This is a genomic window from Citrobacter sp. RHBSTW-00859, assembly GCF_013729795.1.
GTDB classification, from domain to species: domain Bacteria; phylum Pseudomonadota; class Gammaproteobacteria; order Enterobacterales; family Enterobacteriaceae; genus Citrobacter; species Citrobacter braakii.
Window position 1 is genome coordinate 4,443,597 of the sequence record NZ_CP056284.1, and the last position, 16,859, is coordinate 4,460,455.

Below are 16,859 nucleotides of genomic sequence, written 5' to 3' on the forward strand. Positions count from 1 at the left end.
CTCCGCTATTCACGCACTATTTTTATCTATAGAATTCTTCAGGAGATATTTAATGTAAAACTTTACAATCCCCCTAAGCACTTAAAACGTTCATTAAGTAGCGACCTTGACCTTCTGTGTTAACACGTTGCTCCATAAGAGTTACCATCTTTAAAAGAGAATGTTGGAAACAATTATTACTTATATACTCTTCCCCAGGAGAAATGGTAGCGCATAATAAAAATGGCATAGCTGGCCTATCCGAATAAATATCAAATGATGAATTATGGAAATCTCTAATGAGTAGTTTCTCATCAGGATTTAAAATAATCAAACCAATGATGGAACTATTTGCATCTGAAATAGAATGAAGTCCATGAAGATATTTAAGCGTTAACTCAGGTAAATAATGTAAAAAGGCTTTATCAGTAGAAGTATACTTCGCATCAAGAATGAGATACTTGTCAATACCATTCCCATTGCTAATATGTATTACAAAGTCGGGAGATCGATTAGAAAATCTCCCTGAGGAAGAACGATGAGTCACCATACCATTGTAAGTTGTCCATCCTTCACTGTTAACCAAACCTCTTAGGTCTGCCATGGGATGGGTGGCCATCCAATATTTTGGCTCATATAGTAATTTTAGAGTAGCCCCTTTTCTAAGATTAAAAACAAATGATATTGATTCATTAACTGGTTCGGGCGCGGATTTAGAGCCTATATGCTGTCCTAATATCTCTCTTATATAGAAAAGAGAATAGTATTCAAACAATTTTGGAATGCTTTGTATGGATAATAACTCTTCTTGAACACTCCAATCAGGTTTCCCAAATCGGTACCAGTCAACGATCTTTTTGAAAACAGAAAGGTATAAAGGATCCTTTTTGGCTTTCATTGTAAACGTGGGCACTCCGATTATATGTTTTTTTGCAGGCATCACCTCTGCCATTATCCTTTTAAGAGAATGTAAATCTGATAATATTGATTTGCATTTTAAAATTTTTCGCCCATTAATACTCTTCTGAAATTTTTGTATTTGAGAGAAAAAACTAACATACCCTAAAGGGCTTCCATTTATTCTATTTGGATACTTATCAGGGTTTTTGAAGCCTGAAAGAAGAGAAGAAGTGGTTTGAATTAAAGTCATAACAAAACCATGCAAAACTTGATTTTCATAAACGTCAGAATCTTCTACTGCCTGGTGCTCAATAAGCTTTCTCGCCCCATAAAGCTCATCGTTAAACTCCAAAATTGCACTTTCATATGAATCTGTTTCAAATAGCTCATCAGTGTTGCTACATAGCCATGACAGCGTCAAATCATCAATATTTGTGTTGTCACTCGGATAAACATATTTCTCCCGACTTGTTAATTTAGAAATAGGTCTTTGTATTATTTTTCTTATCAGGGTTGTCGTTATTTCGACAATGCTTTCAATTTGTTCTAGTAAAATTTCAGCAGGAGTATCCCCATTTTTGAAACCTGCTTTCCGCCGAGTTACTCTGAAAAAAGCACAAAGAGCATTACTATCGATTTTTGCTATATAGTTCAGCATCTTATCAACTCGCTCTGCATTTAACTTTTTTGCCAGAACTTCTATCGATTGAAAACTAAAAAGTTCAGTCCTTTCACCGTATTGAGCTTCAAGTACTAATTCGGCTATTCCATAGTAATTATGGAAAAAACATTCATATGAAAAACGCCCTAGCCTTTTGGGAAGCCATCTGTAAGTCCAAAGCTCGCCTACACGTTCGATTAAAGTAGGTTCCACTTCATTTTCGTATAATAACAAAGAAATCTTTTCGTAATAGTTTTCACTCGTAAAGGCTATTTCTATAGCTTCATCTTCAAGAATGAATAATGATGAGTTGATTTTTTCATCGATTAACTTCAGTTCAAAAGCATCTCCCTGACGCTTCCCCCCTAAAATTGAAACCTTAATTTTCATAATCAACAATCCTAAAAATAAGAGTAAGATTCGCTATAAATATCACCATTATTTATTATATTTCTAAGTGTTGCTTTAGAAATATGAAGATCAAACTCCACAAGCTTTTGCTCAAGATTGTGCAATCTTTCTTTGAAACCTGCACCGTACCCCTCAATCAATGGCAAAACGTGCTGATTTATTGCAAAATCTAGAGGCTGAACTTGTAACCCTTCGATTTCATTAGCAATATAGCAATACCTCTTCATTGCATTATATTTTCTTTGACTGACTCTAACAGAAGTAGTTCTGGTAAGAGGAGCTTTTAATATTTCTATTATTTCATCAAGTAAGTTCTCCTCTTCCGTCGTAAAAGAAGACTCATATAAGCTCACATCAAAACAACTTTCCAACCATTCGTTTTTCACAGCGCCTTCAAATGCTAAAGATCTTATAACGTTCGATTTAAATTCTGCGTTGTGATTTAAACCTATTACGGGTACCCGGTCGATTAACCTTGGCGATAAACGTTCAGTTGACGCATCATTGTTAATAGTTGCTATAAAACGCACACCATCAGCCACGGTAATATATCTTTCGTCTTCAGATGGAATGCCAGAATCAATTTTTCTATTTCTTCCTTCGGGATCACACATACCTAGAAAGTCTGACCAATAGTGTTCGACGCTAGACAGGTTGGCCTCATCAAGTAGAATTATTTTCAAATAATCTGGATTATGATCACTCTTCAAAAACTCATAAAGACCTGTACGGGCTGGCTGGTAAACGTCTTTTAAGGAATTATAAAATCCTAAGATGTCTCGGCTTGATACCCAAGCTCTTCCGACTGGAATATTAATAAAGTTACTAGTATTGTATGTATTCTCACCATTAGTCAAGCCCATATTTTGAGCTAATCTAATAGCCGTGGAGGTTTTTCCTGTTCCCGGAGGGCCTGATAAAATTGTCATGAATGATTGATTCAAGCATATAATTAAATTCGCCATTTCATCAAATGAAAAATTCCTTCCATTATCGTTGCTAAATGAATCAACTAAGTAATTAATGTATTCTTTTCTGTTTTCTTTATTCAGTTCGATAGTTGATGGATTTATCTTTGTTTTATATATTTTCGGCGTGCTTTCTCTTGCCCTGCCACCATTCAAGAGAGTTTTGAGGTTTTGTATTGTTTGTATCTCTACAGTTTTTTCCAGAAGCTGTGGAGAGTTCAAAGTTGCTTTTTTAAGTTTAAGTGCTTTCTCAGCTGATTCTTTGTCTTTTTCAATATCCTCTTTAAGCCTTTTCAGATAATTTATTTCTTCATTCAGAGAATTATAATCATTTACCCTAGACTCCATTGAGTAGAATTGTTCAAGCTTAATGCTTGCATTTTTAATGTTTTCTTCTAACTCAGCATTTTTTTCCGTCAAAGCCTGCTGTTTTTGAAGGAGAAGGTCATGAGCATCTTCAGCAGACTGTTTTTTTATTCTCTCAAGTTCTTCTCTAGCCCTGACCTTTTCATATTCAACATTTTTTAATTCAGAATCTAATTCTGCTTTTTTATTTGTTATTAGCCTTTCTAAATCACTTATCTCTTTATTTAATTTACTCTTCTGTACTCGAGTAACTTCCTCTAGTTCTTTAGACTTTTGCTTAACCAGCAGGTCTTTATTTTTGCTGAAATAATCATCTAAATAAAGCCTGCCATCCCTACTTTCTGCTAAAAACTCTTGAACAATCTCTTGGCCGAATGGACTTGAATCTAAAAATTCTCCAAGTAGCTCCTTAAGTCTTTTAAGACGCTCGCTATTCTCTAATACTTTATTCTTCTTAACATACTCATCAATCCCTTGCGACAACTTTTGCGCTTCACTTTTTCCTAAAGGAGATTTATTTTTCGAAAATCCATTTCCAAATCCATTTTTGGTGAAGTAAGAAACAAGCCTTGTATCTGAAATGTAATCTTTTTGCTCAAACAATAAACTGGAGAGGTCTTTCAAATTTTTAATATATTTTCTAACTTCACCTTTAATAATTAACTCATAAGAAAAATCATTAGCTATAATTTCCTTTAAATCAAACCTTGCTATATGGTCTTGTTTAAGCTGTAAGGGTGACGGTGTAGATAAAGGAGATAATTGCCAATTGTTATCTTGTTTGGAGGCTTTAAACGGTCCATATACATAGCCCTCATTCTCAATAAAGAATTGAGCGCTAGGGGCGTCAATATCATGACCAAGGAAACCTGTTTTTATATCGGGGAGAGCAGATTTTATAATTGGAATAAAGTAGCTTTTATCGAGCCTTTCTACTTTACTTCCAAGTCCAAAATGCTTTTGATGTCTTGTATTAATTTTCCAGTCATCATCATTGCTTTCGTAATATTCATTAAGAATAAATAATTCATCATATCCAAACTGCTGGCTTATATTCAAAAATCCTTTGGAAATAAATATTCCTCCATTAGGAAAATCGCTAGGATCAATTTTTTCATAATTTCCATTTTCATCAAGATAAGCAACAGGAATCACAAGCCCCATATCAGGGTTAACTGTATGATTTTCTTCCTTTATAACCAATAACCTGTTCATAGAACCTCATTCGAAACCATAAGAAACGTTAATATTAATATGCTACTATTAACATGTTGAAATCATTATTAAGAATTAGCTTAATTATGAGCATTCCTTATAGAACGACTTGAAACATTTAGCAATGGATGGTAGTTGAAAACTTCTTGTTTTTGGTAAGTGGCAGGTATTGATTTGAACTCCTTAGCTCGCCAAAAAGAATTATCATTAAATTCAAATGGTTAATTATTCCGTTTGAAGCCACAATAAAAAGGAATACATATCCTGGTCAACTGGCCGTCGGCTGAGAAAAAAATGCCACGGCAGAGCCGTGGCTGAGTCAACGGAGGAACAGGCTTTTACCCCCGGACCTCACGATATGATGCAGGTTCCTGAGCCGGTGAAGCGGGCTCATCGCTGACGAGATAAAGCACCTGTCCGGGTTGAGGCGCGCCGGACGCGCCTTTGTGTCCGTCAACATGCTCACCGCCGTCATAGCAGTCGTAACCGCTGAGCCCGCTCACGGGCTCGCTGTAGCTGTGACGCACCTCGCAGTCAAACACCGCTGAGATTTCCCCGACAACCTCACCTGACGGCGGGAGCCAGGGCATATCCATCTGCAGCGTAAGACTGTTAGGCGTATGGCGCTGCCAGTTGACGTTGTGCCCGGCCGGCCACTCCATGCCGTACTGCCGGCAGTAGAGGCTGGTTGTGGTCGACACACCGGACATCAGCCCCCCGGAGCCGTTCAGCTCTGCTGCCAGCCGCGTAGGTATGACGGCCAGCATATCGCAGGGCTGGGAGCGTTCAGGATACTGGCTGAGCCGCTCCCAGGCAGTTGCAGCATGAGACTCATCGCCGGCGCTGACCAGACCAAACCAGTCGGTATACTGTCTGGCAATCAGCTCCGCCATAACCTCACGTGCCGGGTCGGGAATATTCTCCCATTTCAGCGCGCCCAGACCTGACTGGTGATAAAGCCGGTCCACGGCTCTGATGGTTTCCGCATCGAGGATGGCATCCTTCAGCAGGAGCGCCAGCCAGCTTTCAAACGCCTGATTGGCCGCAGTGGAAAGCCCGGTGCCTGCACGGACCAGCCCCTGACAGGGCGGATACGACGTGGTCCGCACCGGCTTGAGTATCCCCGCCGCGCCAGCCAGAAACAGCTGTATGCTCTGCTGCACTGCGTGGCGGTGACGCGGTACGTCAGTGCCGTTTATCCACTGCAGCATGACATCGATGCAGACTGATTTACCGGTGATTTCCAGGCGGTTATGACACCATTCGGACATAGTGAATACTCCTCTTTCATAAAAAAAAGAGGACACAGCCCCGTGAGGAGCGGTGTCCTCACGGGACGGCGACAGTTACGGAATAACCGTCACCGGATAAGTTAATTACGCCGCCACAGCCTGACTTTCAGGCAGTGCCAGCAGATATTCCGACGCTTCCCGGGCATGCCGGCAGGCGCGGAACAGGGCCTTTTTGTCAGATTTCAGCACCTTCAGCCAGTGGTCCACATAGCTGTCGTGCTGAACCTCACCGAACACGCCGAGCTGAGCACACAAAAACGCGCTGCCCATTTCGGCGATGAGCTCCTCAAAGGCATACACCGGGTCCCCGAACTGCCGGGATGAGGAGGTTATCCCCTCCCGGTTAAGTCGCTTCGCATGACCGGTACTGTGTACAAGCTCATGCAACAGCGTGGACCAGCAGTCCGCTTCCGTAAAAAACTGCTCAGCCATCGGCATCACAATTTCATCCGTCAGCGGGCGGTAATATGCCCGGTTCTGAGGCAGCATCCGGTTTTTAACCCCAGTGGCGTTAAACATCCGGATCACCCTGTTCATCACGTCCGGACAGAGTATGCCGTCCTCATCCACCGTCGGTGGTTGCTCAGGTGAAGCCGCAACCTCTGCCGGCAACCCCTCACACTGCTCAGCGTTGAACAGCTGCAGGGGTTTGAGCATCGGCACGGTTTCCATCAGCGGTTTACCGTCACTGTCATAAAGGCGGTTGCCTTCGCGATCCTCTGCCTGCTTCGTCCAGTCCTTATAAACCACCGCCAGGGTGGCTTTCTCACCCTTACGCACCTGCCCGCCAGCCTGCTGCGCCTGCCGGTAAGTCATCCAGCGGTTATTGCGAAAACCCTGCTCTTCCGCTGACATCCAGAGAAGCAGGACATTCACGCCGCTGTAGTGACGTCCGGTTGTGGCATTCAGGGGCAGACCGGCCAGACCGCTGCCGGCAGCCGCGCGCCACGGCTTACGCCAGGGCGCTACGCCGTTTTCCAGCGCGACAACAATGCGGTCGGTGATCTGGCGATAAAGGTCAGTCGGTTTTGCCGGACGGCGAGCCGCCTTGCGTGAAGTCGTTTTTTTCATGAGATATACCTTTAATCAGAGGCATACCCCTGCGCCGGCGAGCGCAGAGATACGCCCGTCGACGGGAAATTCAGAGGTCAGTTACCATGCGGCATAAAACCACAGGTATTCATGTTCAAAGTCAAAATCACTGAGCAGGCTTTCCAGCCTGTCACGCAGGGTGAAAACGTACTGCAGCCGGCGCTGAAGAAGCGGATTATCCTCATTCCCCTCTGTAAATGTCGCAATCGCACAGTCCAGCCTCTCTTTCAGTTGCTGAATATGCTCGCGTGACAGTTCCAGACAGGTCGCGTTTTCCACCTCACCGACGTGCTTATCCAGCCAGGTAATCAGTGAAAAATCGCGGCTCAGTTCACACACCGGATGATACGGTGCCGGTACTGCGACGATCTGCCGGTGCTGGCTGTAGAGAAAAATATCCAGTCCCATACGGGCCTCCTTCGGTTCAGAAAGAGGCAGGAATCTTTCCGGCAGGAAAAGTCCCTGCCGGGGTGAATTAACGTCCGGTTATTCGCAGCGCCCCCTGCGGGGTCACCTGCGATAACCTGGCCTGCAGCCTGCCACAGGCGTTCAGAAAAGTTTGATGATCTTCAGGCTTCGCCCGCTTACAGCTGATGAAGGCCGCCTGCGTCAGCAGACGCACGGCGTTTTCACGCCAGCGGCAGAGTTCATCAGGCCCGACACAGGCACTGAAGTGACAGACTGCACTCGCCAAAAGCTGATCGGCCTTCTGGCGATACTGCGCCACTTTCACCCGGTCAGTCGCAGCGGTGAGCACCTGTATCTGTGTGTCGGTAATCAGGAGCCTCAGGTCCGTCCTGCCGGACAGTACAGAGGTGGCTACCGCGTCGCTTATCGACAGTGATTCAATGAAATCATCGCCGCCGGCAAGCAGGCGTGCCGTGTCGTACCAGTCCTCATTTTTCTGAGGGTGACACCCTGCGGCATACGCAATACGCGGCACCGGATCGTTGCCCTGCCAGGCACCGGTGGCCGGCATAAGATAAACACCCTCATCCTTTGCCAGGTGAAGCTGGCCTCCCTGCATACGGGCGGTTAGCAGGACGTTAGTCAGGTCTTTATTGTCGAAAAAAAGCATGGGGCTCTCCTGTAAAAACGGGAGAGCCGCTCCGTCCGGAGTCATCTCTCCCGACGGGGTTAAAGTCAGTACTGTTTAAAACGAGTCAGATTTTTCCGCGACCCGCTTCAGTTCGTACAGATGGAATTCCGCCAGCACGAAGGCATTCCAGTCCTCATTGCTCAGCACCCGCTCACCACCGGAGAGCAGCTGCAGCAGCAGGGAATCAAACGCGCCCTCGCCTACCGGTGTTTTCAGTACCGACTGAGGCGCGGTCAGCGTCGGCTGCTCAGGCAGACCGAGATGTTGTTCAATCCAGCGTAACGGTAACGCCCAGCTGCGACCCTCGTCTGAAGAATGTATCCGGAAGCTGTCCGGACACAGGTTATGCAGCAGGACCATCACAATACGTGCAAAGAAATCGCAGGGCTGATGCTGAAAATCCAGCTCCTGGATACTCAGCGTATTGCGGTTGCGCTCCCGCTCTATAGTCATGTTGACCGGCCAGACACTGCCGCCTGTGTCGCCACGAAACGCCATGACATCAGCAACCGGAAACAGGTCAGCCGCGCGATTAAGCGACGGCAGATACGTATTCCCCGGACGCAGACGCACCGGCAGTTGCCAGAAAGTTTCTGTGACGGCCAGAACGAAAGCATGCCAGTGTCGCAACGGAACCGTGCTGACATGCTCGATGGTGTAGACAACCGACATGGAAGCCGGCGAAGAAAACTGGTTTTTCATCGATAAATCCTCCGCGAATAAAAAAGGGGGGATTTATCCCCCGGACGGGAGTAAATCCCCGTCAGGGTGTGTTCTGTCTGCTGATTACATCCGTTCGAGAGCCGCTATAGCCCGATCACACCGGGCATCCTGGATACCTTCATCCACGGCCTTCTCCCAGAAGGGCCGGTTAATTTCTTTTCCCAGCTCGTCCAGCGTGAAGAGCAGATTTTTAGACGTATCAGGCAAAGGCGGAATATCGCCTTCCCCGAGTAAAAAGACAAACCAGCCATAAGCTGTGCCGGTCCCAATGATGGAATCTTCCAGAAACGTCAGTTCATTCGTTTCATCCCGGTCCGTATGAAGATCGAGACGCTGAAATGCCCTGATGCTCAGGAGTTCACTCTCAAGCAGGCAAAGCCAGCTGAGCGTGTCCAGTGGAGTTTTAAGCGTATAAACGTCTGTGTGCATGGGTATATCCTCAGGTAAATAACGGGATATCCCCGTCAGGGTCCACAACATTTCACGGTCACGGCCTTCATCAGCCGATCAGTGCAGTGCATATGAATCAGATTGCTCCTGATACACATATTCAGGATTAAAGCGGAGGCGTTGCAGCACAGCTAACGACAGTGGATCAGCGAAATTTATGCCAGAAACGGCCACACCATCCAGTATGTCGCCGGCCTTAACCCGGGAAGAATATCCGTAATACTGACACCAGACGCAAAGTTCGGGGTCAGCCGGATCACAATCACCGAGCGGTGCGACAAAAACCTGTTCGCCACAGGAGACGTTATCTCTGAGGATTTCGCCCCTGATGAAAACGCCACTTACGGGGCCATACTGAGCGGGACATACATCCCGTCGCGTCTCAGACATCGACAGAATACGAAAAGTGACGTCGTGCAGTGCTTCAGTCATGAGAATGCCCTCCGGAAAGAAAACGGTAGCGCAGGTGTGCCAGATGCTGTGCCTGGCGGCAGGCATGGCGGTATGCGTTTCGACGACCTGTTATTCCCTCAGGAAAGGAAACCGGCAGGCGGTGAAAAACATACTCGGCGCGGTGGCAGCCTGTACGAACGGTAAGAAAGACGTTAACGCCCTGGTCTTTGACAGAAGAGATATGAGCACGGACGGCATAATTGCCCGAGCCGTTGACATACCAGTTGCTGTTGCGATGCAGATAAATGAAAGATTTCAATTTCCGGACAGCTGCGTCAGCAGACTGCTGAAGCTGAGTAAGGATATGTTCAGGGAAAATCGCAGAAGAGATGACAGACATTGTGTTTCTCCATAAAAAAAGGAAACACCTGCCCGAGCGGGAAGTGTTTCCCGTCGGGGAGTCAGAAAAAACAACATTCTGACTGTCTGGTTAGTACAGAAGGAACCTTTATCGTCGCGTCATAGTGCGCTTAAATTGACGATATCTGCTCTCAAAGGTGTGCAGATTTACCAATTTTTTGCCCCTTTTCAGGTTACAGGAGCTTTTGTTGTAGCCACCCGAAGGCGATTCTCACAGGCTACTGAATCATTGGTGGTTGCAAAAGCAACGTATAAGCCTGTTCATTTTCAAAACAAAACGCAGATCTGTCAAGCCGCAGATAACCTTGTGTACTGAATCATACAACAAGTATTGGATGAGACTTATACTGAACCATCCCCCCAACCATCTCAGGAAGATGATCATGGAACTCATTACCCGCCTTGTTTATATCGATACATCTGCCTATGAACGAAAGCATTTTCAGTTTGGCTTATACATTCTTGAAAAACTGGAGAATTTTGCATCACATGATAAAGTGCGTATCCTTGTTACTGACATCACACGCAGAGAAATTGAATTACATATTCGTAAAAACGCTGAGGAAGCCTTAAAAGAACTTAATAAATTTCAGAAAACGTATGCCCCGATACTGAGAACTACTCCGGCGCATGTACCAACAGAGATATTCGTAAAACCAGGTAATGCTGCCAACTTACTGATTTAGTGTATGATGGTGATTTTAAGGTGCTTGCGTGGCTTCCATTTCCATCAGATGTCCTTCCTGCTCCGTTACTGAAGGCGTGGTGCGTAACGGCAAAAGCACTGCCGGACATCAGCGCTATCTCTGCTCTCATTGCCGTAAAACATGGCAACTACAGTTCACTTACACCGCCTCTCAGCCCGGTACGCACCAGAAAATCATTGATATGGCCATGAATGGCGTCGGATGTCGCGCCAGTGCACGCATTATGGGCGTTGGCCTCAACACGGTTTTACGTCACTTAAAAAACTCAGGCCGCAGTCGGTAACCTCGCGCATACAACCGGGCAGTGATGTGATTGTCTGCGCTGAAATGGACGAACAGTGGGGCTACGTCGGTGCTAAATCACGTCAGCGCTGGCTGTTTTACGCGTATGACAGGATACGGAGGACGGTTGTGGCGCACGTCTTCGGTGAACGCACTCTGGCCACACTGGAGCGTCTTCTGAGCCTGCTGTCGGCCTTTGAGGTCGTGGTATGGATGACGGATGGCTGACGGATGGCTGGCCGCTGTATGAATCCCGCCTGAAGGGAAAGCTGCACGTTATCAGCAAGCGTTACACTCAGCGCATTGAGCGACATAACCTGAATCTGAGACAACATCTGGCAAGGCTGGGACGGAAGTCACTGTCGTTCTCAAAATCGGTGGAGCTGCATGACAAGGTCATCGGGCATTATCTGAACATAAAACACTATCAGTAAGTTGGAGTCATTACCCGATGCACGGTGATGCTGCCAACTTACTGATTTAGTGTATGATGGTGTTTTTGAGGTGCTCCAGTGGCTTCTGTTTCTATCAGCTGTCCCTCCTGTTCAGCTACTGACGGGGTGGTGCGTAACGGCAAAAGCACTGCCGGACATCAGCGCTATCTCTGCTCTCACTGCCGTAAAACATGGCAACTGCAGTTCACTTACACCGCTTCTCAACCCGGTACGCACCAGAAAATCATTGATATGGCCATGAATGGTGTTGGATGCCGGGCAACCGCCCGCATTATGGGCGTTGGCCTCAACACGATTTTACGTCACTTAAAAAACTCAGGCCGCAGTCGGTAACCTCGCGCATACAGCCGGGCAGTGACGTCATCGTCTGCGCGGAAATGGACGAACAGTGGGGCTATGTCGGGGCTAAATCGCGCCAGCGCTGGCTGTTTTACGCGTATGACAGGCTCCGGAAGACGGTTTGCGCACGTATTCGGTGAACGCACTATGGCGACGCTGGGGCGTCTTATGAGCCTGCTGTCACCCTTTGACGTGGTGATATGGATGACGGATGGCTGGCCGCTGTATGAATCCCGCCTGAAGGGAAAGCTGCACGTAATCAGCAAGCGATATACGCAGCGAATTGAGCGGCATAACCTGAATCTGAGGCAGCACCTGGCACGGCTGGGACGGAAGTCGCTGTCGCTCTCAAAATCGGTGGAGCTGCATGACAAAGTCATCGGGCATTATCTGAACATAAAACACTATCAATAAGTTGGAGTCATTACCCTTTTTTCAACTTCTGATGGATGCGAGTGATTGAACTCATACATTAATGTTTTCCCACGAAGTCTTTTTTCAGGTAAGCCTTCGCACATATCGGTAAATAGCTTGCCTGCTTTTATTTTTTCTGTCATCGACATGTTCATTTTTAACATTCCGTCCTGATAAGTTGGTCGGATAAGGCGCTCGCGCCGTATCCGACATTAATTTCTTAAGCGACTTCATTCACCTAGCGACGCAGCAGGGAAAGTGGGCCGGGGCCGCTAAGCGTGAACACGGAAATTAAGGTGAAGCCCAGCGCCACCAGACCCAGCACCAGGTAAGCGCCCTGGAAACCGATGCTTTCATACATATTGCCCGCCAGAATAGACATAAAAATCATCGCCAGTTGCTTAAAGAAGCAGAAACAGACCAGATAAATCGTCGCTGAAAAACGCACTTCAAACTGGCTGGTAATATATTTAAAGCTGCCCACCAGCAGGAACGGTACTTCAAACATATGCAGCGTTTTCAGAATAACCACTTCCAGTGCTGAGGTAGCGAACGATGAGCCAATAATACGTACTGACATAATAGTGCCAGCCAGCAGCAGGGCGTTTTTCCCACCGATGCGATTAATGATCAGTGGCGCAAAAAACATAATCGAGGCGTTAAGTAATTCGCCCATTGTCGTTACGTAGCCAAATACCCGCGTACCCTGTTCACCGGTAGCAAAGAACGAAGTAAAGAAATTAGCAAACTGTTGGTCAAAAACATCGTAGGTGCAGGAAACGCCAATAACATACAGTGACAAAAACCACAGTTTTGGCTGTCTGAACAGTTCCAGCGCCAGCTTAAGGCTAAATGCCGAATGGTTGGCACCTACCGCATTGGCAACCGTGGCAGAAGAGGGCGCATCTGTTTTGGCGAAAAAGAGCAAAACGGCGAGGATGAATGCACAGCCAGAACCCAGCCAGAAAACAAACTGATTATTGATGGTGAACATGATGCCGACAATCGAGGCACACAGCGCCCAGCCAACACAGCCAAACATCCGCGCGCGACCAAATTCGAAATTACTGCGACGGCTGACTTTCTCGATAAATGCCTCTACTGCTGGCGCACCGGCGTTAAAACAAAAGCCTAGATAAATACCACCAACAATCGATCCTACTAAAATGTTGTATTGTAACAGTGGCCCGAAGATAAAAATAAAGAACGGCGCAAACATCACTAACATACCGGTAATAATCCACAGCAGGTATTTGCGCAGCCCGAGTTTGTCAGAAAGCAGACCAAACAGCGGTTGGAATAATAGCGAGAACAGAGAAATAGCGGCAAAAATAATACCCGTATCACTTTTGCTGATATGGTTGATGTCATGTAGCCAAATCGGGAAAAACGGGAAGTAGGCTCCCATGATAAAAAAGTAAAAGAAAAAGAATAAACCGAACATCCAAAAGTTTGTGTTTTTTAAATAGTACATAATGGATTTCCTTACGCGAAATACGGGCAGACATGGCCTGCCCGGTTATTATTATTTTTGACACCAGAGCAACTGGTAATGGTAGCTACCGGCGCTAAGCTGGAATTCCGCCGACACTGACGGGCTCCAGGAGTCGTCGCCACCAATCCCCATATGGAAACCGTCGATATTCAGCCATGTGCCTTCTTCCGCGTGCAGCAGATGGCGATGGCTGGTTTCCATCAGTTGCTGTTGACTGTAGCGGCTGATGTTGAACTGGAAGTCGCCGCGCCACTGGTGTGGGCCATAACTCAATTCGCGCGTCCCGCAGCGCAGACCGTTTTCGCTCGGGAAGACGTACGGGGTATACATGTCTGACAATGGCAGATCCCAGCGGTCAAAACAGGCCGCAGTAAGGCGGTCGGGATAGTTTTCTTGCGGCCCTAATCCGAGCCAGTTTACCCGCTCTGCTACCTGCGCCAGCTGGCAGGTCAGGCCAATCCGCGCCGGATGTGGCGTATTGCTCGCCACTTCAACATCAACGGTAATCACCATTTGACCACTTCCATCAATCCGGTAGGTTTTCCGGCTGATAAATAAGGTTTTCCCCTGATGCTGCCACGCGTGGACCGTGGTAATCAGCACCGCGTCGGCAAGCGTATCTGCCGTGCACTGCAACAACGCTGCTTCGGCCTGGTAATGGCCCGCCGCCTTCCAGCGTTCGACCCAGGCGTTAGGGTCAATGCGGGTCGCTTCACTTACGCCAATGTCGTTATCCAGCGGTGCGCGGGTGAACTGATCGCGCAGCGGCGTCAGCAGTTGTTTTTTATCGCCAATCCACATCTGTGAAAGAAAGCCTGACTGGCGGTTAAATTGCCAACGCTTATTATCCAGCTCGATGCAAAAATCCGTTTCGCTGGTGGTCAGTTGCGGGATGGCGTGGGGCGCGGAGGGGAGTGTCACGCTGAGGTTTTCCGCCAGACGCCACTGCTGCCAGGCGCTGATGTGTCCGGCTGCTGACCATGTGGTCGCGTTCGGTTGCACTACGTGAACCGTTAGCCAGAGTTGTCCGGCGCTCTTCGGCTGCGGTAGTCCAGGCAGTTCAATCAACTGTTTACCTTGTGGAGCGACATCCAGAGGCACTTCACCGCTTGCCAGCGGCTTGCCATCCAGCGCTACCATCCAGTGCAGGAGCTCGTTATCGCTATGACGGAACAGGTATTCGCTGGTCACTTCGATGGTTCGCCCGGATAAACTGAACTGGAAAAACTGCTGCTGGTGTTTTGCTTCCGTCAGCGCCGGATGCGGCGTGCGGTCGGCAAAGACCAGACCGTTCATGCAGAACTGGCGATCATTCGGCGTATCGCCAAAATCACCGCCGTAAGCCGACCACGGATTGCCATTTTCATCATATTTAATCAGCGACTGATCCACCCAGTCCCAGACGAAGCCGCCCTGTAAACGGGGGTACTGACGAAACGCCTGCCAGTATTTAGCGAAGCCGCCAAGACTGTTACCCATCGCGTGGGCGTATTCGCAAAGGATCAGCGGGCGCGTCTCTCCAGGCAACGAAAGCCATTTTTTGATGGACCATTTCGGCACAGCCGGGAAGGGCTGGTCTTCATCCACGCGCGCGTACATCGGGCAAATAATATCGGTTGCGAAGGTGTCGGCTCCGCCGCCTTCATACTGTACCGGGCGGGAAGGATCGACAGATTTGATCCAGCGATAGAGTGCGTCGTGATTAGCGCCGTGGCCTGATTCATTCCCCAGCGACCAGATGATCACACTCGGGTGATTACGATCGCGCTGCACCATTCGCGTTACGCGTTCGCTCATCGCGGGTAGCCAGCGCGGATCATCGGTCAGACGATTCATTGGCACCATGCCGTGGGTTTCAATGTTGGCTTCATCCACCACATACAGGCCGTAGTGGTCGCACAGCGTGTACCACAGCGGATGGTTCGGATAATGCGAACAGCGCACGGCGTTAAAGTTGTTCTGCTTCATCAGCAGGATATCCTGCACCATCGTCTGCTCATCCATGACCTGACCATGCAGAGGATGATGCTCGTGACGGTTAACGCCGCGAATCAGCAACGGCTTGCCGTTCAGCAGCAGCAGACCATTTTCAATCCGCACCTCGCGGAAACCGACATCGCAGGCTTCTGCTTCAATCAGCGTGCCGTCGGCGGTGTGCAGTTCAACCACCGCACGATAGAGATTCGGGATTTCGGCGCTCCACAGTTTCGGGTTTTCGACGTTCAGACGTAGGGTGACGTGATCGGCATAACCACCACGCTCATCGATAATTTCACCGCCGAAAGGCGCGGTGCCGCTGGCGACCTGCGTTTCACCCTGCCACAAAGAAACCGTCACCCGCAGCTCATCGCGCAGCTCGCCGTACATCTGAACGTCTGCCTCCAGTACAGCGCGGCTGAAATCATCATTAAAGTGAGTGGCTACATGGAAATCGCTGATTTGCGTGCTCGGTTTATGCAGCAACGAGACGTCACGGAAAATGCCGCTCATCCGCCACATATCCTGATCTTCCAGATAACTGCCGTCACTCCAGCGCAGCACCATCACCGCGAGGCGGTTTTCTCCGGCGCGTAAAAATGTGCTCAGGTCAAATTCAGACGGCAAACGGCTGTCCTGGCCGTAACCGACCCAGCGCCCGTTGCACCACAGATGAAACGCCGAGTTAACGCCATCAAAAATAATTCGCGTCTGGCCTTCCTGTAGCCAGCTTTCATCAACATTAAATGTGAGCGAGTAACAACCAGTCGGATTCTCCGTGGGAACAAATGGCGGATTGACCGTAATGGGATAGGTCACGTTGGTGTAGATGGGCGCGTCGTAACCGTGCATCTGCCAGTTTGAGGGGACGACGACAGTATCGGCGACAGGAAGATCGCACTCCAGCCAGCTTTCCGGAACCGCTTCTGGTGCCGGAAACCAGACAAATTGCCACTCACCATTCAGGCTGCGCAACTGTTGGGAAGGGAGATTGGTGCGGGCCTCTTCGCTATTACGCCAGCTGGCGAAAGGGGGATGTGCTGCAAGGCGATTAAGTTGGGTAACGCCAGGGTTTTCCCAGTCACGACGTTGTAATACGACGGCCAGTGAATCCGTAATCATAGTCATAGCTGTATCCTGTGTGAAATTGTTATCCGCTAACAATTTCACACAACATACGAGTCGGACGCATAAAGTGTAAAGCCTGGGGTGCCTAATGAG

At 48.1% G+C, this 16,859-nt stretch carries 13 protein-coding genes and 3 pseudogenes; 3 read left to right on the forward strand and 13 right to left on the reverse strand.

Annotated features, from left to right (window positions below):
- Positions 1-73 precede the first annotated feature (73 nt).
- From HV302_RS22200 to HV302_RS22245, 10 genes are all read right to left on the reverse strand, one after another.
- Positions 74-1,930 carry a DUF2357 domain-containing protein gene (locus tag HV302_RS22200; protein WP_029591439.1) on the reverse strand — a complete coding sequence of 619 codons (1,857 nt, stop codon included), beginning with the start codon at positions 1,928-1,930 and terminating at the stop codon, positions 74-76.
- Positions 1,931-1,941: 11 nt separating this feature from the next.
- Entirely contained in the window at positions 1,942-4,500 is a 2,559-nt protein-coding gene (locus HV302_RS22205) for an AAA family ATPase (RefSeq protein ID WP_016807927.1), read from the reverse strand.
- Positions 4,501-4,838: 338 nt separating this feature from the next.
- The gene (locus tag HV302_RS22210; RefSeq protein WP_016807928.1) at positions 4,839-5,771 is read right to left on the reverse strand and encodes a DUF1281 domain-containing protein; all 933 of its coding nucleotides are present in this window, start codon (positions 5,769-5,771) and stop codon (positions 4,839-4,841) included.
- 105 nt (positions 5,772-5,876) lie between these two features.
- Positions 5,877-6,863 (reverse strand): ArdC family protein, encoded by a 987-nt coding sequence (locus HV302_RS22215; protein WP_016807929.1) that lies wholly within the window; start codon positions 6,861-6,863, stop codon positions 5,877-5,879.
- Between the two features lie 81 nt (positions 6,864-6,944).
- The gene (locus HV302_RS22220) at positions 6,945-7,292 is read right to left on the reverse strand and encodes a hypothetical protein (protein ID WP_016807930.1); all 348 of its coding nucleotides are present in this window, start codon (positions 7,290-7,292) and stop codon (positions 6,945-6,947) included.
- Positions 7,293-7,359: 67 nt separating this feature from the next.
- Complete coding sequence (locus HV302_RS22225) at positions 7,360-7,962, reverse strand: DUF3085 domain-containing protein (protein ID WP_016807931.1); 603 nt, start codon at positions 7,960-7,962, stop codon at positions 7,360-7,362.
- Between the two features lie 75 nt (positions 7,963-8,037).
- Entirely contained in the window at positions 8,038-8,685 is a 648-nt protein-coding gene (locus HV302_RS22230) for a hypothetical protein (RefSeq protein ID WP_016807932.1), read from the reverse strand.
- Positions 8,686-8,769: 84 nt separating this feature from the next.
- Positions 8,770-9,135 carry a hypothetical protein gene (locus HV302_RS22235; RefSeq protein WP_016807933.1) on the reverse strand — a complete coding sequence of 122 codons (366 nt, stop codon included), beginning with the start codon at positions 9,133-9,135 and terminating at the stop codon, positions 8,770-8,772.
- Between the two features lie 78 nt (positions 9,136-9,213).
- On the reverse strand, positions 9,214-9,588 hold the full coding sequence (locus HV302_RS22240; protein WP_016807934.1) for a hypothetical protein: 375 nt from the start codon (positions 9,586-9,588) through the stop codon (positions 9,214-9,216).
- Positions 9,581-9,949, reverse strand: a complete 369-nt coding sequence (locus tag HV302_RS22245) for a hypothetical protein (protein ID WP_045282254.1) — start codon at positions 9,947-9,949, stop codon at positions 9,581-9,583. The genes HV302_RS22240 and HV302_RS22245 overlap by 8 nt, the downstream gene beginning before the upstream one ends.
- Positions 9,950-10,352: 403 nt before the next feature.
- Here HV302_RS22245 and HV302_RS22250 point away from each other — a divergent pair, with 403 nt between their 5' ends.
- The 3 genes and pseudogenes from HV302_RS22250 (at position 10,353) to HV302_RS22260 (ending at position 12,166) form a co-directional block, all read left to right on the forward strand.
- Positions 10,353-10,655 carry a PIN domain-containing protein gene (locus HV302_RS22250; RefSeq protein ID WP_016807936.1) on the forward strand — a complete coding sequence of 101 codons (303 nt, stop codon included), beginning with the start codon at positions 10,353-10,355 and terminating at the stop codon, positions 10,653-10,655.
- 28 nt (positions 10,656-10,683) lie between these two features.
- Positions 10,684-11,392, forward strand: a pseudogene (locus tag HV302_RS22255) (IS1 family transposase).
- Between the two features lie 78 nt (positions 11,393-11,470).
- Positions 11,471-12,166 (forward strand): annotated as a pseudogene (locus HV302_RS22260) (IS1-like element IS1A family transposase).
- A gap of 14 nt (positions 12,167-12,180) precedes the next feature.
- Here HV302_RS22260 and HV302_RS22265 read toward each other — a convergent pair.
- The 3 genes and pseudogenes from HV302_RS22265 to lacZ form a co-directional block, all read right to left on the reverse strand.
- Positions 12,181-12,321: pseudogene (locus tag HV302_RS22265) on the reverse strand (maltose acetyltransferase domain-containing protein); the annotation flags it as partial.
- Positions 12,322-12,404: 83 nt separating this feature from the next.
- Positions 12,405-13,640 carry a lactose permease gene (gene lacY, locus HV302_RS22270; protein ID WP_064146656.1) on the reverse strand — a complete coding sequence of 412 codons (1,236 nt, stop codon included), beginning with the start codon at positions 13,638-13,640 and terminating at the stop codon, positions 12,405-12,407.
- A gap of 51 nt (positions 13,641-13,691) precedes the next feature.
- Positions 13,692-16,766, reverse strand: coding sequence for a beta-galactosidase (lacZ, locus tag HV302_RS22275; RefSeq protein ID WP_181250253.1), 3,075 nt, complete (start codon positions 16,764-16,766; stop codon positions 13,692-13,694).
- Between the last annotated feature and the right edge of the window lie 93 nt (positions 16,767-16,859).

Coding starts and splice junctions, on each gene's coding strand:
- HV302_RS22200 (WP_029591439.1), bottom strand. CDS start 1,930: ATGAAAATTAAGGTTTCAATTTTAGGGGGGAAGCGTCAGGGAGATGCT.
- HV302_RS22205 (WP_016807927.1), bottom strand. CDS start 4,500: ATGAACAGGTTATTGGTTATAAAGGAAGAAAATCATACAGTTAACCCT.
- HV302_RS22210 (WP_016807928.1), bottom strand. CDS start 5,771: ATGTCCGAATGGTGTCATAACCGCCTGGAAATCACCGGTAAATCAGTC.
- HV302_RS22215 (WP_016807929.1), bottom strand. CDS start 6,863: ATGAAAAAAACGACTTCACGCAAGGCGGCTCGCCGTCCGGCAAAACCG.
- HV302_RS22220 (WP_016807930.1), bottom strand. CDS start 7,292: ATGGGACTGGATATTTTTCTCTACAGCCAGCACCGGCAGATCGTCGCA.
- HV302_RS22225 (WP_016807931.1), bottom strand. CDS start 7,962: ATGCTTTTTTTCGACAATAAAGACCTGACTAACGTCCTGCTAACCGCC.
- HV302_RS22230 (WP_016807932.1), bottom strand. CDS start 8,685: ATGAAAAACCAGTTTTCTTCGCCGGCTTCCATGTCGGTTGTCTACACC.
- HV302_RS22235 (WP_016807933.1), bottom strand. CDS start 9,135: ATGCACACAGACGTTTATACGCTTAAAACTCCACTGGACACGCTCAGC.
- HV302_RS22240 (WP_016807934.1), bottom strand. CDS start 9,588: ATGACTGAAGCACTGCACGACGTCACTTTTCGTATTCTGTCGATGTCT.
- HV302_RS22245 (WP_045282254.1), bottom strand. CDS start 9,949: ATGTCTGTCATCTCTTCTGCGATTTTCCCTGAACATATCCTTACTCAG.
- HV302_RS22250 (WP_016807936.1), top strand. CDS start 10,353: ATGGAACTCATTACCCGCCTTGTTTATATCGATACATCTGCCTATGAA.
- lacY (WP_064146656.1), bottom strand. CDS start 13,640: ATGTACTATTTAAAAAACACAAACTTTTGGATGTTCGGTTTATTCTTT.
- lacZ (WP_181250253.1), bottom strand. CDS start 16,766: ATGACTATGATTACGGATTCACTGGCCGTCGTATTACAACGTCGTGAC.